The organism is Buttiauxella izardii (genome assembly GCF_003601925.1).
Taxonomy (GTDB): Bacteria; Pseudomonadota; Gammaproteobacteria; order Enterobacterales; family Enterobacteriaceae; genus Buttiauxella; species Buttiauxella izardii.
The window spans coordinates 19,627-41,825 of the sequence record NZ_QZWH01000022.1; the positions used below are offsets into that span (position 1 = coordinate 19,627).

Sequence of the window (22,199 nt, forward strand, 5' to 3'; positions counted from 1 at the left end):
GCAGGAGGCAGCATGTCGTCTTTCGAGTACCTGAAGACCGCTATTCGCCAGCAGAGCGTGACGCTGCAACAGGTTGCAGAATCCTGCGGCATGACCAAAGGCTATCTTAGCCAGTTACTGAACGCCAAAATCAAAAGCCCAAGCGCGCAGAAACTGGAAGCATTGCATCGTTTTTTAGGCCTGGAATTCCCGCGCCGCGAGAAAAAAGTCGGGGTAGTTTTCGGTAAGTTTTACCCGCTACATACCGGCCATATCTATTTGATTCAGCGCGCGGCAAGCCAGGTTGATGAACTCCACATCATTATGGGTTATGACGAAACCCGCGACCGTTTGTTGTTTGAAGACAGCGCCATGTCGCAGCAACCGACGACGGGCGACCGACTGCGCTGGCTGTTACAGACATTCAAGTATCAGAAAAACATCCGCATTCATTCGTTTAACGAAGAAGGGATGGAGCCTTATCCGCACGGTTGGGATGTCTGGAGTCGCGGCATCAAAGCCTTTATGGAAAGCAAAGGCATCAATCCTGACTGCATTTACACCTCGGAAGAGGGCGATGCGCCACGGTTTAATGAACAGCTCGGCATTGAAACGGTGCTTATCGATCCGAAACGTACATTCATGAATATCAGCGGTGGGCAGATTCGCGAAAACCCGTTCCACTACTGGGAATACATTCCGACCGAAGTTAAACCGTTCTTTGTCCGCACCGTCGCTATTCTCGGCGGCGAATCGAGCGGTAAGTCGTGGATGGTGAATAAGCTCGCCAACATTTTCAACACCACAAGTGCGTGGGAATACGGGCGGGATTACGTCTTTTCCCACCTCGGCGGCGATGAGATGGCGCTGCAATATTCTGACTACGATAAAATTGCGATTGGTCACGCACAGTATGTTGATTTTGCGGTGAAATACGCCAATAAAGTGGCGTTTATCGACACCGATTTTGTCACTACGCAGGCATTCTGCAAAAAGTATGAAGGGCGTGAGCATCCGTTTGTGCAGGCGTTGATCGACGAGTACCGGTTCGATCTGGTGATTTTGCTTGAGAACAACACGCCATGGGTGGCAGACGGCTTGCGCAGTTTAGGCAGCGATACCGACCGGAAGTCTTTCCAGAATTTGTTGGTGTCGATGCTGAACGAGAACAACATCAGTTATGTACACGTTGAAGAGTCGGATTACGATTCGCGTTTCTTGCGCTGTGTGGAATTGGTGAAGAATATGATTGGCGAGCGGGGATAAGAACCCTCACCCCGGCCCTCTCCCTCAGGGAGAGGGAGAAAACCGTCAATTCCCTCGCCTGATGGAAAGGGAGAAAACCGTCAATTCTCTCGCCTGATGGAAAGGGAGAAAACCGTCAATTCCCTCGCCTGATGAAAGGGAGAAAGTCGTTAATCCCCTCTCCTGGGGGAGAGGGTTAGGGTGAGGGCAATTTAAAGCTACTTAGTAACGCGCTTGTACTTAATACGCTTAGGTTCCAGCGCATCCGCACCCAGGGTGCGTTTCTTGTACTCTTCGTACTCAGTAAAGTTACCTTCAAAGAACTCCACTTTGCCTTCATCCTGGTAATCCAGAATGTGCGTGGCGATACGGTCAAGGAACCAACGGTCGTGCGAGATAACCATGGCACAGCCTGGGAATTCCAACAGGGCGTTTTCTAACGCGCGCAGGGTTTCGATATCCAGGTCGTTGGTTGGTTCATCGAGCAGCAATACGTTACCGCCAACTTGCAGCAGTTTCGCCAGATGCAGACGGCCACGCTCACCACCGGACAACTCGCCAACACGTTTACCCTGGTCAACGCCTTTAAAGTTAAAGCGGCCAACGTACGCACGGCTTGGCATCTCGGTGTTACCGACACGCATGATGTCCTGGCCGCCGGAAACTTCTTCCCACACGGTTTTGCTGTTGTCCATCGCGTCACGGAACTGATCGACAGAAGCCAGCTTCACGGTTTCGCCCAGCTCGATGCTGCCACTGTCAGGTTGTTCCTGACCAGACATCATACGGAACAGCGTTGATTTACCCGCGCCGTTCGGGCCGATGATACCCACAATCGCGCCTTTCGGTACGGAGAAGCTCAGGTCTTCAATCAGCAGGCGGTCGCCGTAGGATTTACGCAGGTTGGTAACCTCAACGACTTTATCGCCCAGACGTGCGCCTGGTGGAATAAACAGTTCGTTGGTTTCGTTACGTTTCTGGTATTCGGTGCTGTTCAGTTCTTCAAAGCGAGCCAGACGTGCCTTGCCTTTAGACTGGCGGCCTTTAGCGCCCTGACGAACCCACTCCAGTTCCTTCTCAATGGATTTACGGCGAGCCGCTTCCGTTGAGGCTTCCTGAGCCAGACGAGCGTCTTTTTGCTCAAGCCAGGAAGAGTAGTTACCTTCCCACGGAATACCTTCGCCGCGGTCCAGTTCCAGAATCCAGCCTGCAACGTTATCGAGGAAGTAACGGTCGTGGGTAATCGCCACAACGGTGCCTTCGAAGTCGTGCAGGAAGCGCTCGAGCCATGCCACGGATTCCGCATCCAGGTGGTTCGTTGGTTCGTCGAGCAGCAGCATGTCTGGCTTTTCGAGCAGCAGGCGGCAAAGTGCCACGCGGCGGCGCTCACCACCAGACAGGTTAGCAATTTTCGCATCCCAGTCTGGCAGACGCAGTGCATCAGCAGCACGCTCCAGTTGCACGTTCAGATTATGACCGTCATGCGCCTGAATGATTTCTTCAAACTTACCCTGTTGGGCTGCCAGTTTGTCGAAGTCAGCATCTGGTTCAGCATATTTGGCATAGACTTCGTCGAGACCTTTCAGAGCATTAACTACTTCGGCTACGGCTTCTTCAACGGACTCGCGAACCGTGTGCTCAAGATTGAGCTGTGGTTCCTGCGGCAGGTAGCCGATTTTCAGACCAGGTTGTGGACGGGCTTCGCCTTCGATGTCGGTATCAATGCCGGCCATAATGCGCAGCAGCGTGGATTTACCGGAACCGTTCAGACCCAGAACACCAATTTTGGCGCCAGGGAAGAAACTCAGCGAAATGTTTTTCAGAATATGGCGTTTCGGCGGAACAACTTTGCCGACACGATGCATGGTATAAACGAATTGAGCCACAGTGCGACTTCGCCTCTTTTTCGTGATTTAAGATGGTTCGTATCAAAGGCGAAGTGTAGCCGTTTTCAGTGGGTAATCCCAGCAGGGGAAGTGGGATGTGTTACCGGAAACAGCCTGAATGTCTATATAGGTAAAATAACGCCCTCTCACGTGGCGAAACCGCGGTTCGAGAGTTAGCATGAAGTAACTAATGGCGGCATGATGCTGCCTGTGAATATGTGAGGAGAACTTGTGGGGAAAGCCAAACAAGCCGTGGGACAATTGCTGGTGGCGATTGTAGGCCTTGCGGCATTAACTCATGCAGTTCGCGCCGATTCGCTCGACGAGCAGCGCAGCCGATATGCACAAATCAAACAAGCGTGGGACAGCAAGCAAATGGACGTGGTGGCGCGAATTATGCCCACGTTGCAGGATTACCCGCTTTATCCCTATCTTGAATATCGCCAGATTACCGATGACTTAATGAACGAGCCAACGCTCGTCGTCAGCCGCTTTATTGAAGCGAACCCAACACTTCCACCTGCACGGGTGCTGAAAAACCGCTTTGTGAATGAACTGGCGCGTCGTGAAGACTGGCGCGGTTTGCTGGCATTCAGCCCAGAACAACCGGGCACGACCGAAGCGAAGTGCAATTATTACTACGCCAAATTTAATACCGGCCAGGCAGATGCTGCGTGGGCGGGCGCTAAAGACTTGTGGCTGACAGGCAAAAACCAGCCGTCGAGCTGTGACCGTTTATTCTCGGCCTGGCGTTCATCCGGCACGCAAGATCCGCTGGCCTATCTGGAACGTATTCGCCTGGCGATGAAAGAGGGTAATACTTCGCTGGTTAATAACTTGGCGAGCCAAATGCCAGCCGAGTACCAGACCATCTCCAGCGCGCTGATTAGCCTGCAAAACAATCCTAATTCCGTGCTGACATTTGCCCAAACCGTGGGGGCAACCGACTTCACCCGTCAGGCCGCAGCCGTGGCGTTTGCCCGTGTGGCGCGTGACGACGTCGAAAATGCGCGCTTGTTGATTCCGGCATTAATTCAAGCGCAGCAACTTAACGATTCACAGGCGCAAGAGCTAAGAGACACCGTGGCCTGGCGTTTGATGGGTAATGATATTACCGCTGAACAAGCCGCCTGGCGCGATGATGCCATTATGCGTTCTGAGTCGACGACGTTGGTGGAACGCCGCGTGCGCATGGCGCTGGGAACGGGCGACCGTGATGGGCTGAATACCTGGCTTGCGCGTTTGCCAATGGAAGCCAAAGAGAAAGACGAATGGCGCTACTGGCAGGCGGATTTGCTGATGGAACGTGGCCGCGAAATAGAGGCTAAAGAAATCCTCCATTCCCTCATGCAGCAGCGCGGATTCTACCCGATGATTGCGGCGCAGCGTTTAGACGAAGAATATCCGTTGCGCGTCGACAAAGCGGTGGCGGTTAATCCAGCGTTGGTATCCGGGCCAGAAATGGCGCGTGTTCGCGAGTTGATGTACTGGAATCTCGATAATACTGCGCGCAGCGAATGGGCAAACTTGATAAGCAGCCGTAGCAAACCGGAGCAGGAAGGGTTAGCGCGTTATGCGTTTGATCAAAACTGGTGGGATCTTAGCGTACAGGCGACGATCGCCGGGAAGCTTTGGGATCATCTCGAAGAGCGTTTCCCGCTGGCGTATAAAGATATTTTCGCTCGCTATGTGAATGGTAAAGATATCTCGCAAAGCTACGCGATGGCGATTGCCCGCCAGGAAAGTGCCTGGAACCCGAAAGTGCGTTCACCGGTTGGTGCGAGCGGCTTAATGCAAATCATGCCGGGCACGGCGACGCACACCGTGAAGATGTTTAATATTCCAGGTTACTCCAGTACGAACCAATTGTTGGACCCGGAAACGAATATCAACATCGGCACCAGCTATTTGCAGTACGTTTCCCAACAGTTTGAAAATAACCGTATTTTCGCATCCGCGGCGTATAACGCAGGGCCGGGGCGCGTCAGAACCTGGCTGGGTAACAGCGCCGGGCGCATTGACGCAGTGGCGTTTGTTGAGAGTATTCCTTTCTCAGAAACGCGCGGATATGTGAAGAACGTGCTGGCTTACGATGCCTACTACAGCTATTTCATGGGCAAATCTAAGCCGTTGCTGACCGATGGCGAATGGCAACGCCGTTATTGATTTTGAGGGGGCTATGTTATGCTTTCGTACTAGTTGAATAGTATGGTGACATAACATGACTCAGCACTCTCAATACTCGGCCGAGCACGCCGAACAAAGCAATCAAGAGTGGCTCCGCTTTGTGGAGTTGCTCCAGCAATCATTCGATAAGCAACTGCATATGCCGTTGCTTATGTTGCTGTTGACGCCAGACGAGCGCACTGCGCTGGGGACGCGGGTCAGAATTATTGAAGAGTTATTGCGTGGTGAGATGAGCCAGCGAGAGCTTAAAAACGAGCTTGGTGCGGGGATTGCGACGATTACGCGTGGCTCCAATAGCCTGAAATCTGCTCCACCTGAGCTACGCGCCTGGCTGGAGCAGGAATTATTATCCGCTAAAAACTAGCGATAGACTTCGTTATGGAACGGGCTTAAGGCCAGAATAACGGCCTGATGATAAACGCTACTGCGCGTCAGCTTCCCGGCGGTAAACACACCAATTGCCCCTTCTTTATTACCAATCTTATCAATCCCGGTATAGGCCGACATCACCGGCCCTAACGCTTCACCTGCGCGAACTTTTTCAAGAATCGTGGCAGGCAACGGAAGCGTTGCCGAGCGGGCTTCACCGCGCTGCTTCTGATCTTCAATAACGACCCAGCTAAACGTGCTGTCATCATCAATTCCTGCTTCTACCGCCACCCAAAAATCAGCTTCCGGGCGAACCTGGCGAGCATTCATGATCCGGCATCGTGCGCCAGTTCGCGTTTCATGGTTTCCGAATGGCTGTTCAGGCACGCCACTATCGACGGCAACGGGGTCAATATGGCAGCATCCCTCACCATAGATATCGTCGAATGCCTGGAGAATTGCCTGAATTTTGGCAGGATTGGTTGTTGCGCAGACGACATGGTACATAATCAGTGAAACTCTCAAGAAATTGTTGCCGCAGTATAACGGAAAAAACGCATGTTACAGGTATACCTTGTTCGCCACGGCGAAACGCAGTGGAATGCGCAGCGCCGCATTCAGGGCCAGTCAGACAGTGCGCTGACTGAAAAAGGGGAACGCCAGGCCGAGCAGGTGGCTGAGCGTGTCAAAACGTTGGGTATTACGCACGTGATCGCCAGTGATTTGGGGCGTACTCGCCGCACCGCTGAGATTATCGCAACCGCGTGCGGTGTGGATGTCACGCTGGATGCGCGTTTACGCGAGCTGGATATGGGCGTTCTGGAACGTCGTAATCTGGATACGCTGAACGAAGAAGAAGAGGGCTGGCGTCGTCAACTGGTGAATGGCACGGCTGATGGTCGAATTCCAGACGGCGAAAGCATGTTAGAGATGAGCGAACGTATGCACTCCGCTCTCAATGCTTGCCTGGATTTGCCTGAAGGGAGTCGTCCGTTGCTGGTGAGCCACGGTATGGCACTGGGCTGCCTGGTGAGTACGATTCTGGGCTTACCGGCCTGGGCTGAACGCCGCCTGCGTTTAAGAAACTGTTCGATTTCCCGCGTTGATCACCAACAAAGTCCGTGGTTGGCTTCTGGCTGGGTGGTTGAAACGGCAGGGGATATCTCACATCTGGACGCCCCTGCGTTGGACGAATTACAGCGTTAATTAACGACGTACTGGAATCAGATATTCACATCTGATCTGCATTGGTCGGTCCTGAACACGCGCTTCTTCCTGCGGGAAGAAGCGTTCGATATCCTGACCTTTACGACGAGTCAGATTCAGCGATGGCATACAGGTGCCGTAAATCGTCAGGATAAACTCCTGCAAACCGGTGCCTGGACCTTCGTAGTCAAACTGCACGTATTCGCCGCCTTCCAGCCTGACCGGATGCGAATCTGGCAAGAACCCGTTCGCCATTTCTGGCGCCAGTGCCGTGGTATAAAACACTTCCTGTTCGTCATCGCGCTCAATGCTTGGGCGTGGCTCATGCAAACCGTAAAGCACGCGTGGCAATGTTGGAGAGTTCCCAAGGAACTGCGTCCAGAACTGAATGCGCATTTCGTTACGGAAATCAGAGATTTGTTCGAGCGTGCAGCTATAGCTTTGCGTGACACCTACCAGATGCGTTTCTGGAAGCGTGACAAACTGCGCCTGCGGCAGAGGGTACTCATCTAAACGCAGCGGCGGACGCATACCGAAAGCGCTCCAGTCTGGGGAACGGCGGTATAATGCTGGCGTTTGGGTAAACTGCTTTTTGAAGGCGCGAGTAAAAGTTTGTTGCGAATCAAAACGATACTGCAAGGCAATATCAAGAATGGGACGCGCGGTTAACCGCAACGCAACGGCAGATTTAGATAAACGACGTGCACGAATGTATGCGCCAATGGCATGACCCGTAACATCTTTGAACATCCGTTGTAGATGCCACTTGGAATAACCTGCCTTTGCCGCCACATTATCCAGTGACAGAGGCTGATCCAGATGGCCTTCTAGCCAGGTTAATAGATCGCGAATGATCCCTGCCTGATCCATATAATATCCTCATCCTGACACGGTGAGTGCCGTTAATGTGGGCGATGATAGCACTTTTTGTTGTTATGACATTCAGAGTTTTTTTTTAACAACTCGTGCCAAAATCAGTTACTCATTCCGACAATTTTATTAATAACGTGATATTAAACGAGTTTTTGGCCAAAAGTGTTAATAGTCCCTTTAGGTAATCTTAACCAATGGTAACAATATGAAATATAAAGTTTTAGTCGCACTGGGTTCTTTGCTGTTCATTTCACTGGGTGCAAAGGCCGAACAAATCGGCTCCGTTGATACGGTTTTCAAGATTTTTGGCCCTGACCATAAAATCGTCGTTGAGGCCTTTGATGACCCGGATGTTAAAAACGTGACTTGCTACATCAGTCGTGCAAAAACGGGCGGCATTAAAGGCGGTTTAGGCCTGGCTGAAGACACTTCTGATGCGGCGATTTCTTGCCAGCAGGTCGGGCCGGTTGAACTGAGCGAGAAAATAAAAGCCGGTAAAACTCAGGGTGATGTAGTGTTCCAGAAACGAACCTCGCTGGTGTTTAAAAAGCTGCAAGTAGTGCGCTTCTATGATGCGAAACGTAACACGCTGGCCTACCTGGCTTACTCCGATAAAGTGGTCGACGGCTCACCGAAAAATGCCTTGAGTGCCGTGCCGATTATGCCCTGGAGTAAATAAGGAACGGATTATGAGTCAGGCCACTATCTGGTTAGTCGAAGATGAAGCCAGTATCGCCGATACGCTCATCTACACCTTGCAGCAGGAAGGCTTTGTGGTGCGCGGGTTTGATCGCGGATTGCCGGTACTGGAGGCGGCGCGTGAAGCGCGTCCGGATCTCGCTATTCTGGATGTTGGCCTGCCGGATATTAATGGCTTTGAGTTATGCCGCCGTCTGCTGGCGGACTACCCGGAGTTGCCGTTGCTGTTTCTGACGGCGCGTAGTGAAGAGGTCGATCGCCTGATTGGCCTCGAAATTGGCGCAGATGACTATATCGCCAAGCCTTTCTCTCCGCGTGAGGTATGTGCGCGGGTGCGCACCGTGTTGCGCCGTTTACAAAAACAGCAGAAAAACCCTGGTGCCAGCATTCAACGTATTGGTTTGTTTGAACTTAACGAAATGGCGGCGCAGATAAACTGGTGCCATCAGCCTTTGCTGCTGACTCGCTATGAATTCCTGATGCTCAAGACGTTTTTGCAGTGGCCGGGGCGTGTGTTTTCGCGCCAGCAGCTGATGGAACTGGTCTGGAGCACGGCGGAAGAAAGTTTTGACCGCACCGTTGATACTCACATTAAAACCCTGCGCGCCAAACTTCGCGCCATTAACCCAGAACTCTCGCCGATCAATACCCATCGTGGCCTCGGTTACAGCCTGGGAGTGAGCTAATGCGCATCGGCATGCGCTTGTTGCTGGGTTATTTTCTCATTGTGGCGATTGCCGCCTGGTTTGTGCTGTCGATTTTTTTACAGGAAGTGAAGCCTGGCGTTCGGCGTGCAACCGAAGGGACGCTCATTGATACCGCAACGCTGCTCGCCGAGTTTGCGCGTGAGGATATGCTGGCTGGAAATGCGCAAAACGGGCAACTGGCGCAGGCATTCTCCCGCCTGAATCAGCATAACTTCCAGGCCAACATCGGCGGCATTACCAAATCCAGAAACGAATATCGTGTCTATCTCACGGATGCGAAAGGCATGGTTTTATTCGATTCCGGCGGCAAAGCAATAGGCCAGGATTACTCGCGCTGGAATGATGTGTGGCTGACGCTACAGGGGAAATACGGAGCGCGTAGTACGCCAGTCAATGCCAATAACCCGGAAAGCACGGTGATGTATGTGGCTGCTCCGGTGCGTGACGGGGCCAATATCATTGGCGTCCTGAGCGTAGGGAAACCCAATAGCGCGTTGGAACCTGTGATTCGCCGCAGCGAGCGCCGTATTTTGTGGGCGGGCGTTGCTCTGCTGGGTATCGCACTGATGATTGGCTTCGGGGTGGTGTTATGGATTAACCGCTCGATTGGCGCGCTTGTGCGTTACGCCGATTCAGTCACCGAAGAACATCCTTTACCGTTGCCAAAACCGGGCAGCAGCGAATTGCGCAAACTGGCGTTAGCGCTCGAAAGTATGCGTCTGAAACTTGAAGGCAAAACTTATATCGAACAATACGTTCATGCGTTGACGCATGAGCTGAAAAGCCCGCTGGCCGCGATTCGCGGAGCGGCAGAAATTCTGCGTGAAGGGCCGCCGCCGGAAGTGGTGGAGAAATTCTCGGTGAATATTCTCCAGCAAAATCTGCGCATGCAGCAGCTGGTGGATAACCTCTTGCGCCAGGCAAAACTGGAAAGCCGAGCAGAAATCACGCCGCAGCCGATTAACCTGGCTGCACTCTTTTCCGCGTTATGTGATAACCGCGAAGTGGTTGCGCATAACAAGCAGATTTCATTACGCATTGATGAAAACAGCGTGAAGGGCGGCACGGCAGAAGGCGACGCTGCGTTGCTTGAGCAGGCTATCGGGAATCTGCTGGATAACGCGCTCGATTTCACTCCACCAGGCGGGGAGGTTTCACTAAGCGTTGAGCATTCAGAAGGGGAGATCGCCATCCTGGTGACTGATACCGGCAGCGGTATTCCTGAATACGCCCAAGACCGTGTGTTTGAACGTTTCTATTCACTACCCCGCCGCAACGGGCAAAAGAGCAGTGGGTTAGGGCTGGCTTTTGTACGCGAAGTGGCGCGGCTGCATCGCGGAACCATAACGCTGGAAAATCGCCTACAGGGTGGGGCGCAAGCCACGCTGACACTGCCCGGAAAATAATTTCACCACTTCACCGTCTCTTCACATAACTTCATTTAGCCCCCACATACGCTCGCTATCCTCACCACATCAAAAAATGGAGGGGATTATGTTGAAATCTGCGTTGTTCTGGAAAGTGATGACCTTGCTCGGTTGCATGCTGTTGTTGCTCATTCCGCTGAGTATGTTGAGTTCGTTAATTGATGAGCGCAGCAGTTATCGCGATGATGTTGAGCAGTCGCTGCGCCAAAGCACCAGCGGCCCACAAACCATTATCGGCCCGCTCATTGCCATTCCTATTACCGAGCTGACGACCGTTCTGGAAGATAATAAAGAGGTTAAAAAAGAGCGTCGTTTCATTCGCTACTATTTACCAGAAAACCTCAATATTGTGGGAAAGCAGACCGTTGAGCCGCGTCATATCGGCATTTACGAAGGACAAATCTGGCGCACATCCGTCACGCTGGATGCCACGTTTAACCGCCAACAGCTCGATAGCGACACCAGCGGTGATGCTCAAATTGGCACACCGTATGTGGTGATGGCGGTGGGAGATTCTCGCGGTATCGGTAAAGTGGGCGAGCTGGATATCAACGGGAAATCTTATCCGATTGAACCCGGCACCAATCTGCCTGGTGTTGAACAGGGGCTGCACGCCATTCTTCCAGTGGAACGCCTTAAGGATGAAAAGCTTACGCTGCGTTTTAACCTGGATTTAATGGGCACCAAACAGCTTGCCGTGGTGCCGCTTGGGCGGAATAGCCAGTTCAGCTTAACCAGCAATTGGCCGCATCCGAGCTTTATTGGCGATTTCCTTCCGCAACAGCGCACGGTTACGGAAAGTGGTTTTACCGCGAATTGGCAGAGCACCTGGTTTGCCAACAACCTGAACACCAGTTTCTATGACGGGCAGATTATGGATGTTGCTCGCTTGCCGGCATTTAGTGTGACGGTGGCAAATCCGGTTGATCAATATCAACTCACTGACCGCGCCGTGAAATATGCCATCTTGCTGATTGGTCTGACGTTTATGAGTTTCTTCTTGCTGGAAACGCTGACGGGTTTACGCGTTCACCCGATGCAATATTTGCTGGTTGGACTGTCGCTGGTGATGTTCTATCTCGTTCTACTGGCGGTTTCGGAACATATTGGTTTCGATAGCGCGTGGCTACTGGCGAGCCTGATTTGTGCGGGGATTAACGGCTTCTATCTTAAAGCGGTTCTGAATAGCTGGAAAACAAGTTTGATGTTTACGACTGGGTTGCTGGTGCTCGATGCCGTGCTCTGGTTGCTGCTTCAGTCTGAGGACAGCGCTTTATTGCTTGGCACGGGAGTCCTGTTTGCGGCACTTTCGGCGATTATGCTGCTAACGCGCCACACTGACTGGTACGGCATGAGTAAAAAGGTGCAGACGCAGGAAACGACTGACGTAGAGAAAGATCCTGAACGGTTCCGCTTGTGGAAATAAGGGCTTAATCAGAGCAAAAGAAAAGGGCGGATTAAAAATCCGCCCTTTCATGTTCAAGTTGATTACAGGTTTATTCCTGTAAATCGCCGCAGAAGCGATAACCTTCACCATGGATAGTGGCGATGATTTCAGGTGTATCTGGAGTCGATTCGAAATGCTTACGAATACGACGAATTGTGACGTCAACGGTACGGTCGTGTGGCTTAAGCTCACGGCCTGTCATTTTCTTCAGCAATTCAGCGCGAGACTGAATTTTCCCTGGGTTTTCGCAGAAGTGCAGCATCGCGCGGAATTCGCTACGCGGCAACTTGTACTGCTCGCCATTAGGGCTGACCAGTGAACGGCTGTTGATATCCAGTTCCCAACCATTGAACTTGTAGCTTTCAACAGAACGACGTTCTTCGCTGATAGCACCCAGGTTCATAGTGCGCGACAACAAGTTGCGTGCACGGATAGTCAATTCACGTGGATTGAATGGCTTAGTGATGTAATCATCTGCGCCGATTTCAAGGCCAAGAATTTTATCGACTTCGTTGTCGCGACCGGTCAGGAACATCAATGCCACATTGGCTTGCTCACGCAATTCACGCGCCAGCAATAGGCCGTTTTTACCAGGCAGGTTGATATCCATAATGACCAGATTGATGTCATTATCGGAAAGGATCTGATGCATTTCAGCGCCATCAGTCGCTTCAGAAACATCATAACCTTCAGCTTCAAAAATGCTCTTTAACGTGTTGCGTGTTACTAATTCGTCTTCGACGATAAGAATGTGCGGGGTCTGCATGTTTGCTACCTAAAATTGCCAACTAAATCAAAACAGGAAGTACAAAAGTCCCTGACCTGCCTATTACATGCCATAAATTAACATGCTGGGCGTAACATGACTAAAGTACGTAATTGCGTTCTTGATGCACTTTCCATCAACGTCAACAACATCATTAGCTTGGTCGTGGGCACTTTTCCCTCTGGACCCGACGGTGTCAAAAACGGTTGTTATCCTATACCATTTTAACAGCAACATAACAGGCAGGACCGCTTTAGACATCTGATAAAACTACGCTTCGTTGACATATATCAAATTCAATTGTAGCACGTTAACAGTTTGATGAAATCATCGTAGCGTTTTGCCACCTTTCGTCACAATATTTTAATAATATAGATAGTTACGCGAATTGATTAGTAAAGAATGTAAATCAGATTGCCGATGGCACTTTTATGGCTTTTTTGTTATATAAAACAAATAGATAGTATTCTTTGTGGTCTGTGTTAGCGCTGGTCAAACCACCGAAAAGCATTTGTGGTACTTATGATTCGCATTCATGCATTTTATATATCAATGTTACCTTAATGTAAATTTTTGATGCGTATTATCATTTGTATTTTGTGAATGTCCGAAAAAAGACAAATTTTTTAAAGAGAGTTTGAATGCGTTTTTTAATTATTTTGGTCGCTCCCGCCAGAGCTGAAAATGTCGGTGCCGCAGCCCGCGCCATGAAGACCATGGGCTTTGCCGAATTGCGTATTGTTGACAGTGAAGCTGACCGTCAGCCGGAAGCCCGCTGGGTCGCGCATGGATCTGGTGATGTGCTGGATAACGCGCAGCATTTCAACACTCTGGAAGAGGCGTTGCATGATGTGGATTTCACGATTGCCACCACCGCCCGCAGCCGTGCGAAATTCCATTACTACGCCACGCCACAGCAACTGGTGCCGTTGCTTGAAGAAAAGCGGCAATGGGTAGGGACGGCGGCGTTAGTCTTTGGTCGCGAAGATTCCGGGCTGACCAACGAAGAGCTGGAACTGGCGGATGTGTTAACCGGTGTGCCGATGGTGGCGGATTATCCTTCGCTTAATCTTGGGCAGGCCGTGATGGTTTATTGCTACCAACTTTCCGCGCTGATGCAACAACCTGCCGCTGAACATGATGTAGTTGATGCGAAACAATTAGTTGCTTTGCGCACGCGTATCTCCGATTTGCTAGAACGCGTGGATGCCAGCGATGACCAAAAAATGGTCGACTGGTTACAACAGCGACTGGGCATGTTAGCGCAACGCGATACGGCAATGTTGCACCGTTTGCTCCACGATATTGAAAAAAAACTGCCAGAGAAAAATGCTGGAAACTGAATTAATAGCAGTGAAGATGGGGTGCGTTCCCTCCTCTTTTTCAGCGGAATAAGGGCATTTTGTGATGATTTATCAGCGTGCAATCGTCATGTCACAGACAGTGGTAAAATTAAAAATAAATTGACTTAGCTTGCCGGATACTTTAGTCAATATAGGTAAATCATATTACGAGCACACAACATCCATGATTCGCATCAGCCCAATGACCACAATTATTACAACCACCATTACAACAGGTAACGGTGCGGGCTGACGCATACCAGGAAAACGAAAAAAGCCCGCACCTAACCAGTGCGGGTTTTTTTTTGGACTAAAAATACAAGGGTAATAACAAATGCGAGTGTTGAAATTCGGTGGTACTTCAGTGGCAAATGCGGAGCGTTTCCTCCGTGTTGCCGATATCCTGGAAAGCAATGCCAAACAGGGGCAGGTCGCAACCGTGCTGTCTGCCCCGGCAAAAATTACCAATCACCTCGTTGCCATGATTGAAAAAACCATTGGCGGCCAGGATGCCCTACCGAATATCAGTGACGCAGAACGCATCTTTAGCGAACTTCTCAATGGCCTGGCAGAAGCCCAGCCCGGTTTTCCTCATGCGCAACTCAAAGCTTTTGTTGACCAGGAATTTGCTCAGTTAAAGCATGTTCTGCATGGTATCAGTCTGTTGGGGCAATGCCCGGATAGCATCAACGCCGCCATCATCTGCCGGGGTGAAAAGCTCTCAATCGCGATCATGGCTGAATTGCTCAAAGCGCGTGGGCACAACGTAACGGTGATCAATCCGGTCGAGAAACTCCTCGCCGTCGGGCATTACCTTGAGTCCACTGTCGATATCGCTGAATCCTCACGCCGCATTGCCGCCAGCCGCATCCCGGCTGACCATATGATTTTGATGGCGGGCTTTACTGCCGGCAACGACAAAGGCGAGTTGGTGGTGTTAGGGCGTAACGGTTCTGACTATTCCGCCGCCGTATTAGCCGCCTGTTTACGTGCTGACTGTTGTGAAATCTGGACTGACGTTGACGGCGTTTATACCTGCGACCCGCGCCAGGTCCCGGACGCCAGGTTGCTGAAATCGATGTCGTATCAGGAAGCGATGGAGCTTTCTTACTTCGGCGCTAAAGTTCTGCATCCACGTACCATTTCTCCTATCGCTCAGTTCCAAATCCCTTGCCTGATTAAAAACACCGGAAACCCACAAGCGCCGGGAACGCTGATTGGCGCGGAAAGTGACGAAGACTCTCTGCCGGTGAAAGGCATCACCAACCTGAATAATATGGCGATGTTTAACGTCTCAGGCCCAGGCATGAAGGGAATGGTCGGCATGGCTGCGCGTGTGTTTGCCGCGATGTCCGGTGCCGGGATTTCGGTTGTGCTGATTACTCAGTCGTCGTCTGAATACAGCATCAGCTACTGCGTGCCGCAGGCGGATTGCGCCCGTGCGCGTCGTGCGATGGAAGAAGAGTTTTATCTGGAGCTGAAAGAAGGCCTGCTCGAACCGTTGGCCATCATGGAGCATCTGGCGATTATCTCGGTTGTCGGTGACGGTATGCGCACACTGCGCGGTATTTCGGCCAAGTTCTTCGCCGCTCTGGCTCGCGCCAATATCAATATCGTCGCCATCGCGCAGGGTTCTTCCGAGCGTTCCATCTCGGTCGTCGTCAGTAATGACGATGCGACAACGGGCGTGCGTGTGACTCACCAGATGCTGTTCAATACCGATCAGGTTATCGAAGTGTTCCTGATTGGCGTGGGCGGCGTCGGTGCGGCATTGGTTGAGCAAGTGAAACGCCAGCAAGCGTGGCTCAAGCAAAAACATATCGATTTGCGCGTCTGCGGTATCGCGAACTCGAAAGCCTTGCTGACCAATATTCACGGTCTGGATTTGAATAACTGGCAGGCAGAACTGGCGGCGGCGAAAGAGCCTTTCAACCTTGGGCGGTTGATTCGCCTGGTGAAAGAGTACCACCTGCTCAACCCGGTTATCGTTGACTGTACTTCCAGCCAGGCGGTGGCCGATCAGTATGCCGATTTCCTCGGCGAAGGTTTCCACGTGGTGACGCCGAACAAAAAGGCGAATACCTCCACCATGAATTACTACCATCAGATGCGTAATGCGGCGGCGAAATCACGCCGTAAATTCCTTTACGACACCAACGTGGGCGCGGGTTTGCCCGTTATCGAAAACCTGCAAAACCTGCTGAATGCGGGTGACGAATTACAACGTTTCTCCGGCATTCTTTCTGGTTCGCTGTCGTTTATCTTTGGCAAACTGGATGAAGGCATGAGCCTGTCAGAAGCCACCAAAGTGGCGCGTGAAATGGGTTATACCGAACCCGATCCGCGTGATGACCTTTCCGGCATGGATGTGGCACGCAAGCTGTTGATCCTCGCCCGTGAAACCGGCAGCAATCTTGAGCTTTCCGATATTGTTATCGAGCCCGTCTTGCCCGAATCATTTGATTCCACCGGCGATGTCGAGTCATTTATGGCGCGTATCCCACAGCTTGATGACGAGTTTTCAGCGCGCGTGGCTCAAGCCCGCGACGAAGGCAAAGTGTTGCGTTATGTTGGCGTGATTGAAGCAGACGGTAGCTGCAAAGTTAAAATTGATGCCGTCGATGGCAACGACCCGTTGTATAAAGTTAAAAACGGCGAGAACGCCCTGGCGTTTTACAGCCATTATTATCAGCCGCTGCCGCTGGTACTTCGCGGTTATGGTGCAGGAAACGATGTCACTGCCGCCGGTGTTTTCGCCGACTTATTGCGCACTTTGTCATGGAAGTTAGGAGTTTAAGATGGTTAAAGTATATGCCCCGGCTTCCAGCGCCAATATGAGCGTCGGGTTTGATGTGCTGGGCGCGGCAGTTTCGCCGATTGATGGTTCGCTGCTTGGCGATTACGTGACTGTCGAAGCGGCAGACACATTCAGTTTAAAAAACATTGGACGCTTCGCCAGCAAGTTACCTGACGAGCCGCGTGAAAATATCGTGTACCAGTGCTGGGAGCGTTTCTGCCAGGAAATCGGCAAAAACATTCCGGTAGCGATGACGCTGGAAAAAAGCATGCCGATTGGTTCTGGTCTGGGTTCCAGCGCGTGTTCAGTGGTCGCAGGCTTAATGGCGATGAACGAATATTGCGGCAAACCACTTAGCGATACCCGCTTGCTGAGCCTGATGGGTGAGCTGGAAGGGCGCATTTCGGGCAGCGTTCACTATGACAACGTTGCGCCGTGCTTCCTTGGCGGTATGCAATTGATGATTGAAGAAAATGGCATCATCAGCCAGTCTGTACCGGGCTTTGATGAATGGCTTTGGGTGCTGGCGTATCCGGGAATTAAAGTCTCGACCGCCGAAGCCCGCGCAATTCTCCCGGCGCAATATCGTCGCCAGGATTGCATCAGCCACGGTCGCCATCTGGCGGGCTTTATTCACGCGTGCCACACCCGCCAGCCACAGCTTGCGGCAAAACTGATGCGTGATGTGATTGCCGAGCCTTACCGCGCAAAACTGCTGCCGCGCTTTAACGAAGCACGCCAGGCCGCAGCGGATATTGGTGCGGTGGCGAGTGGTATTTCGGGCTCCGGCCCCACTCTTTTTGCACTGTGCGATAACACTGATACCGCACATCGCGTGGCTGACTGGCTCAGCCAACACTATTTGCAGAACCAGGAAGGTTTTGTACATATTTGCCGTCTGGACACGGCGGGCGCACGAGTTCTGGGATAACGCATGAAACTGTATAACCTTAAAGATCATAACGAGCAGGTCACTTTTGCCCAGGCGATTGTGCAGGGGTTGGGTAAACAGCAGGGGCTGTTTTTTCCACACGATTTGCCGGAATTTGAACTGACCGAAATCGACGAAATGTTGAAGATGGATTTCGTTTCCCGCAGCAGCAAGATTTTGTCTGCGTTTATCGGTGATGAGATCCCGCAAGAATTACTGGAAGAGCGCGTGCGCGCGGCGTTTGCTTTCCCCGCGCCAGTGAAAAATGTTGAACCAGATATCGGCTGCCTTGAGCTGTTCCACGGCCCGACGCTGGCGTTTAAAGATTTCGGCGGTCGTTTTATGGCGCAGATGCTGACGCATATCAGTGGCGACAAACCGGTAACGATTCTGACTGCGACATCCGGTGACACCGGTGCGGCGGTAGCCCACGCGTTCTACGGACTGAAAAACGTGCGCGTGGTGATTCTGTACCCGCGCGGCAAAATCAGCCCGCTGCAGGAAAAACTGTTCTGCACACTCGGCGGCAACATTGAAACTGTGGCAATCGACGGCGATTTCGATGCCTGTCAGGCGCTGGTGAAACAAGCGTTTGATGACGAAGAGCTGAAAGTGGCGCTGGGCTTAAACTCCGCCAACTCCATCAACATTAGCCGTTTGCTGGCGCAGATTTGCTACTACTTTGAAGCGGTGGCACAACTGCCACAAGAAGCGCGCAATCAGTTGGTGGTCTCGGTGCCAAGCGGCAACTTTGGCGATTTGACTGCCGGTCTGCTGGCAAAATCTCTTGGCTTACCGATTAAGCGTTTTATCGCCGCGACCAACGCCAACGACACCGTTCCACGTTTCCTGACCAACGGCGAGTGGGCACCGAAAACCACCGTGGCGACGCTGTCTAACGCGATGGATGTCAGCCAGCCAAACAACTGGCCGCGCGTGGAAGAGTTGTTCCGCCGTAAGATCTGGCGCTTGACCGATCTCGGTTACGCGACCGTGACGGACGAAACCACTAAAGCGACCATGAAAGAGTTGAAAGCGGTGGGCTACGTTTCTGAACCTCACGCGGCGATTGCTTACCGCGCGCTGCGTGACCAGCTCCAACCGGGCGAATACGGCTTGTTCCTCGGAACGGCGCATCCGGCGAAGTTTAAAGAAAGCGTGGAAGAGATCCTCGGCGAAACGCTGCCGCTTCCTGCTGAGCTTGCGGAACGCGCTGATTTGCCGCTGCTTTCTCACAATCTGCCAGCCGATTTCGCGGCGCTGCGTGCATTGATGATGGCGAAAGCGTAATCGTTGCTACACTTTAAGAAACCACTCTTCGGAGTGGTTTTTTTATCACTGAATCATGGAGGAAATGTGCAGGAAACAAGGAGGGAAAATGTAGGAATTCCCATTAAATGCGGGCGCTTAGAGATTAGGATTGCGGAGAATAACAACCTTGTGTCATTCGGCCTATTCTCTCTTCAACGACCCATTTGGGGCATGAATGCAGTAAGGAGTTACTTATGTTGAAACCAATTATTCTCGCGTTATCGATGCTGGTCATCGCTCCGTTAGCTGCGCAAGCTTCAGAAATTACGCTCGTTCCGGCAGTGAAATTGCAGATTGGCGATCAGGATAATCACGGCAACTATTGGGATGGCGGTAACTGGCGCGACCATGGCTGGTGGAATGATCACTACGAATGGCGCGATAACAGATGGCATCCGCACGATCATCATGATGATCACCATGATAAAGGCAAGGGCAAAGACAAAGACCATCACGATAATGGCAATCACTACGGCCAAAACAAACATCACTAAACGAAAACGCCAGCATTGCGCTGGCGTTTTGTTTTACTGTTCGTGGCGCTTGAACACCAGTTCATGTTTGCCGGATGCGGCTTCATCGAAAAAGTAGCCGTCGGTATTAAAACCGGTCAGTTGCTCAGCTTTAGTCAGGCGATTTTCAATGATGTAACGGCTCATCAGCCCACGCGCTTTCTTGGCGTAGAAGCTGATGACTTTAAACTTGCCGTTCTTCTCGTCGAGGAAAACGGGCTTAATGATCTCAGCATTAAGTTTTTTCGGTTTGACCGATTTGTAATATTCATCGGAAGCCAGATTCACCACGATGTTGTCGCCCTGAGCCGCCAGGGCCTGGTTCAGTTTCTCGGTGATGGTGTCACCCCAGAACTGATACAGATCTTTGCCCTTCGGGTTCTCAAGTTTAATGCCCATTTCCAGACGATACGGCTGCATCAAATCCAGCGGACGTAACACGCCATACAAGCCAGAAAGCATACGTAAATGCTGCTGCGCGAAATCGAAATCCGCATCGCTAAACTCTTCGGCCTGCAAACCGGTATACACATCGCCTTTGAATGCCAGAATCGCCTGACGCGCATTTTGTGGCGTGAAATCCGGCTGCCATTCATGAAAACGGGTTTCGTTGAGCGACGCCAGTTTGTCGCTGATATGCATCAGCGACGAAATTTGCGGGGCGCTGAGTTTGCGTGCGACAGCAATCAGCTGCTGTGAATAATCCAGCAGCTCCGGTTGCGTGTAACGATCGGTCGGCAAATCGCTTTGATAATCCAGGGTTTTTGCAGGTGAAATTAGAATTAGCATATTTGTTCCTTGCTCACTTTTACCGCCTACTTTAACAAATTTACCGAAAGTATCTGCCAATGGCTGCGATTAGCGTTTGGTTTCAGGCGGCTTGGGATTGTCCCAAATACCCGGTGCCAGCTGGCTTTTAATCTCGGGAAAACGGTTTGGGTCGAATACTGGCGTCTCGCCCAGCTTCAGCTGGCGCAGGTAATCCTTACTGAGATCGCGTGCAATCGGCGAAAGCAGCAGAATCGCCGTGAGATTCGTCACCGCCATAAACGCCATCGCCGTGTCCGCCATTTGCCAGACCAGCGTCAGCGGCGAAAGGGTGCCAAACATCACCATCATCAGCGCCAGGCAGCGGAATAAAACCGTCGCAAAGGGGCTTTTTTGCTGCAAAAAGAAAAGATTATTTTCCGCATACGCATAGTTGGCGACAATCGACGTGAAGGCAAAAAGCATCACGATAAACGCGATAAAGCCGGTTCCCCACGAGCCAACCATGCTGCTCAGCGCTTGCTGTACCAGCGTAATGCCATTCATGCTGGGATTGGCGGTATCGAGAATCCCAGAAAACAGAATGATGCCAGCGGTGGCAGTGCAAATAATAATGGTGTCGATCAGTACGCCGAACATCTGCACCAACCCTTGCGACGCAGGGTGTGGAGGCCATGCCGCTGCAGCCGCCGCCGCGTTCGGTGAAGATCCCATACCCGCTTCGTTGGAGAACATGCCGCGCTGAAAACCGGTGGTAATCGCCTGGCTGATGGTGAACCCTATTGCGCCTGATGCCGCTTCTTGCCAGCCAAATGCACTTTTGAACACCAGCGAAACCACTTCTGGCAATCGCTCGATGTTCATTGCCATCACCACCAGGCTCATCAACACCCAGATAAACGCCATAAATGGCACCAGCCATTGCGCAATACGCGCGGTGCCGCGCATGCCGCCCCAGATAACGCCCGCCGTTAAAACGACTAGCCCGATGCCAATCCAGGTTTTAGGGATGCCAAAAGCATGGTTTACCGCGTTGGCGATAGAATTGGCCTGTACTGCGTTGAAAATCAAACCGAAAGCGATCATCAGGAAAATGGAGAACATCACGCCCATCCAGCGCATTCCCAGCCCGCGCTCCATGTACCAGGCCGGGCCGCCGCGATAATTACCTTCATCGTCGCGCGTTTTATAAAGCTGGGCGAGGGTGCATTCGGCAAAGGATGTCGCCATGCCAAGCATCGCCACGACCCACATCCAAAAAATCGCGCCGGGGCCGCCGAGTGTCAGGGCGAGTGCGACGCCGGAAAGATTACCGCTGCCGACACGAGCGGCAAGGCTAGTACACAGCGCCTGAAATGAGGAAAGTCCGGAAGAATCGCCGCTTTTGTTCGACAAAATGATGCTGCGAATTTGGGTCAGGTAGCGGAATTGCACAAAGCCGCAGCGCCAGGTGAACCACAGGCCCGCGCCGACTAATAAATAAATGAGGACGGAGCCCCAAAGTATCTCATTGATAAACAGAAAAAAATCTGCCATTAACATCCCTCGTTTGCATGCAGTACGTGCACAGCTAATGCGCAGCTTGCGCGCATGCTCCTTTAGATTGCAGGCGAATAATACATAGAATATATCAGTTTCGCGTTCAGTTATTACCGATGTATCACTGCGGTTGCACCTGAATTGCGTCGTGATATCATCAAGCCAGACCGGTTACATCCCCCTAACAAGTTCTACCAAACGAGAAAC

At 51.8% G+C, this 22,199-nt stretch carries 20 protein-coding genes, 1 pseudogene and 1 other annotated feature; of the genes and pseudogenes, 15 read left to right on the forward strand and 6 right to left on the reverse strand.

Translation table 11 applies throughout. From position 1 onward, the window contains the following. Nucleotides 1-12 precede the first annotated feature (12 nt). Nucleotides 13-1,245, forward strand: coding sequence for a multifunctional transcriptional regulator/nicotinamide-nucleotide adenylyltransferase/ribosylnicotinamide kinase NadR (nadR, locus tag D6029_RS10860; RefSeq protein ID WP_120064770.1), 1,233 nt, complete (start codon nucleotides 13-15; stop codon nucleotides 1,243-1,245). Nucleotides 1,246-1,442: 197 nt separating this feature from the next. Here the strand turns inward: nadR and ettA are convergent, their stop codons facing one another. Next, nucleotides 1,443-3,110: an energy-dependent translational throttle protein EttA gene (gene ettA, locus D6029_RS10865; protein WP_120064771.1), complete on the reverse strand. Its 1,668-nt coding sequence runs from the start codon at nucleotides 3,108-3,110 to the stop codon at nucleotides 1,443-1,445. Between the two features lie 231 nt (nucleotides 3,111-3,341). On the opposite strand from ettA, the gene sltY reads away from it, so the two are divergent. After that, nucleotides 3,342-5,276 (forward strand): murein transglycosylase, encoded by a 1,935-nt coding sequence (sltY, locus tag D6029_RS10870; protein ID WP_120064772.1) that lies wholly within the window; start codon nucleotides 3,342-3,344, stop codon nucleotides 5,274-5,276. A gap of 55 nt (nucleotides 5,277-5,331) precedes the next feature. Next, nucleotides 5,332-5,661 (forward strand): trp operon repressor, encoded by a 330-nt coding sequence (gene trpR, locus D6029_RS10875; protein WP_120064773.1) that lies wholly within the window; start codon nucleotides 5,332-5,334, stop codon nucleotides 5,659-5,661. On the opposite strand, the gene yjjX is transcribed toward trpR, so the two are convergent. Beyond that, nucleotides 5,658-6,173, reverse strand: a complete 516-nt coding sequence (gene yjjX, locus D6029_RS10880) for an inosine/xanthosine triphosphatase (protein ID WP_120064774.1) — start codon at nucleotides 6,171-6,173, stop codon at nucleotides 5,658-5,660. The two genes, trpR and yjjX, sit on opposite strands and share 4 nt — an antisense overlap. 51 nt (nucleotides 6,174-6,224) lie before the next feature. Here yjjX and gpmB point away from each other — a divergent pair, with 51 nt between their 5' ends. Then, a complete protein-coding gene (gene gpmB / locus D6029_RS10885) occupies nucleotides 6,225-6,872 on the forward strand; it encodes a 2,3-diphosphoglycerate-dependent phosphoglycerate mutase GpmB (RefSeq protein WP_120064775.1) in 648 nt (215 codons plus the stop codon). Here gpmB and robA read toward each other — a convergent pair whose 3' ends face one another. Beyond that, a complete protein-coding gene (robA, locus tag D6029_RS10890; protein WP_120064776.1) occupies nucleotides 6,873-7,742 on the reverse strand; it encodes an MDR efflux pump AcrAB transcriptional activator RobA in 870 nt (289 codons plus the stop codon). A 208-nt stretch (nucleotides 7,743-7,950) separates the two neighbouring features. Between robA and creA the strand changes: the two genes are divergently transcribed. The 4 genes from creA to creD all read left to right on the forward strand — a co-directional run bounded on the left by creA (nucleotide 7,951) and on the right by creD (nucleotide 12,004). Then, on the forward strand, nucleotides 7,951-8,424 hold the full coding sequence (gene creA, locus D6029_RS10895; protein WP_120064777.1) for a protein CreA: 474 nt from the start codon (nucleotides 7,951-7,953) through the stop codon (nucleotides 8,422-8,424). A gap of 10 nt (nucleotides 8,425-8,434) precedes the next feature. Then, entirely contained in the window at nucleotides 8,435-9,130 is a 696-nt protein-coding gene (gene creB / locus D6029_RS10900) for a two-component system response regulator CreB (protein ID WP_120064778.1), read from the forward strand. Continuing rightward, nucleotides 9,130-10,557, forward strand: coding sequence for a two-component system sensor histidine kinase CreC (gene creC, locus D6029_RS10905; protein WP_120064779.1), 1,428 nt, complete (start codon nucleotides 9,130-9,132; stop codon nucleotides 10,555-10,557). The genes creB and creC overlap by 1 nt, the downstream gene beginning before the upstream one ends. 88 nt (nucleotides 10,558-10,645) lie before the next feature. Beyond that, complete coding sequence (gene creD / locus D6029_RS10910) at nucleotides 10,646-12,004, forward strand: cell envelope integrity protein CreD (protein ID WP_120064780.1); 1,359 nt, start codon at nucleotides 10,646-10,648, stop codon at nucleotides 12,002-12,004. Between the two features lie 70 nt (nucleotides 12,005-12,074). Here the strand turns inward: creD and arcA are convergent, their stop codons facing one another. Further along, entirely contained in the window at nucleotides 12,075-12,791 is a 717-nt protein-coding gene (gene arcA / locus D6029_RS10915) for a two-component system response regulator ArcA (RefSeq protein WP_120064781.1), read from the reverse strand. Nucleotides 12,792-12,887: 96 nt separating this feature from the next. Here arcA and yjjY point away from each other — a divergent pair. The 7 genes and pseudogenes from yjjY to D6029_RS10950 all read left to right on the forward strand — a co-directional run bounded on the left by yjjY (nucleotide 12,888) and on the right by D6029_RS10950 (nucleotide 19,667). Next, nucleotides 12,888-13,030 (forward strand): annotated as a pseudogene (gene yjjY, locus D6029_RS10920) (YjjY family protein). 402 nt (nucleotides 13,031-13,432) lie between these two features. Continuing rightward, nucleotides 13,433-14,134: a tRNA/rRNA methyltransferase gene (locus tag D6029_RS10925; protein WP_120064782.1), complete on the forward strand. Its 702-nt coding sequence runs from the start codon at nucleotides 13,433-13,435 to the stop codon at nucleotides 14,132-14,134. Nucleotides 14,135-14,318: 184 nt separating this feature from the next. Beyond that, nucleotides 14,319-14,387 carry a thr operon leader peptide gene (gene thrL, locus D6029_RS10930; protein ID WP_072009468.1) on the forward strand — a complete coding sequence of 23 codons (69 nt, stop codon included), beginning with the start codon at nucleotides 14,319-14,321 and terminating at the stop codon, nucleotides 14,385-14,387. Further along, nucleotides 14,326-14,442, forward strand: a sequence feature (Thr leader region). (Overlaps the previous gene by 62 nt.) Before the next feature lie 26 nt (nucleotides 14,443-14,468). Beyond that, nucleotides 14,469-16,931 carry a bifunctional aspartate kinase/homoserine dehydrogenase I gene (thrA, locus tag D6029_RS10935; protein WP_120064783.1) on the forward strand — a complete coding sequence of 821 codons (2,463 nt, stop codon included), beginning with the start codon at nucleotides 14,469-14,471 and terminating at the stop codon, nucleotides 16,929-16,931. A 1-nt stretch (nucleotide 16,932) separates the two neighbouring features. Beyond that, nucleotides 16,933-17,862 (forward strand): homoserine kinase, encoded by a 930-nt coding sequence (gene thrB / locus D6029_RS10940; RefSeq protein WP_120064784.1) that lies wholly within the window; start codon nucleotides 16,933-16,935, stop codon nucleotides 17,860-17,862. Nucleotides 17,863-17,865: 3 nt separating this feature from the next. Then, nucleotides 17,866-19,152, forward strand: a complete 1,287-nt coding sequence (gene thrC, locus D6029_RS10945; RefSeq protein WP_120064785.1) for a threonine synthase — start codon at nucleotides 17,866-17,868, stop codon at nucleotides 19,150-19,152. 215 nt (nucleotides 19,153-19,367) lie between these two features. Beyond that, entirely contained in the window at nucleotides 19,368-19,667 is a 300-nt protein-coding gene (locus D6029_RS10950) for a DUF2502 domain-containing protein (protein ID WP_120064786.1), read from the forward strand. Between the two features lie 33 nt (nucleotides 19,668-19,700). Here D6029_RS10950 and yaaA read toward each other — a convergent pair whose 3' ends face one another. Both yaaA and D6029_RS10960 read right to left on the reverse strand, forming a co-directional pair. After that, nucleotides 19,701-20,474, reverse strand: a complete 774-nt coding sequence (yaaA, locus tag D6029_RS10955) for a peroxide stress protein YaaA (RefSeq protein ID WP_120064787.1) — start codon at nucleotides 20,472-20,474, stop codon at nucleotides 19,701-19,703. A gap of 69 nt (nucleotides 20,475-20,543) precedes the next feature. Further along, nucleotides 20,544-21,989, reverse strand: a complete 1,446-nt coding sequence (locus D6029_RS10960) for an alanine/glycine:cation symporter family protein (protein ID WP_120064788.1) — start codon at nucleotides 21,987-21,989, stop codon at nucleotides 20,544-20,546. Nucleotides 21,990-22,199 lie beyond the last annotated feature (210 nt).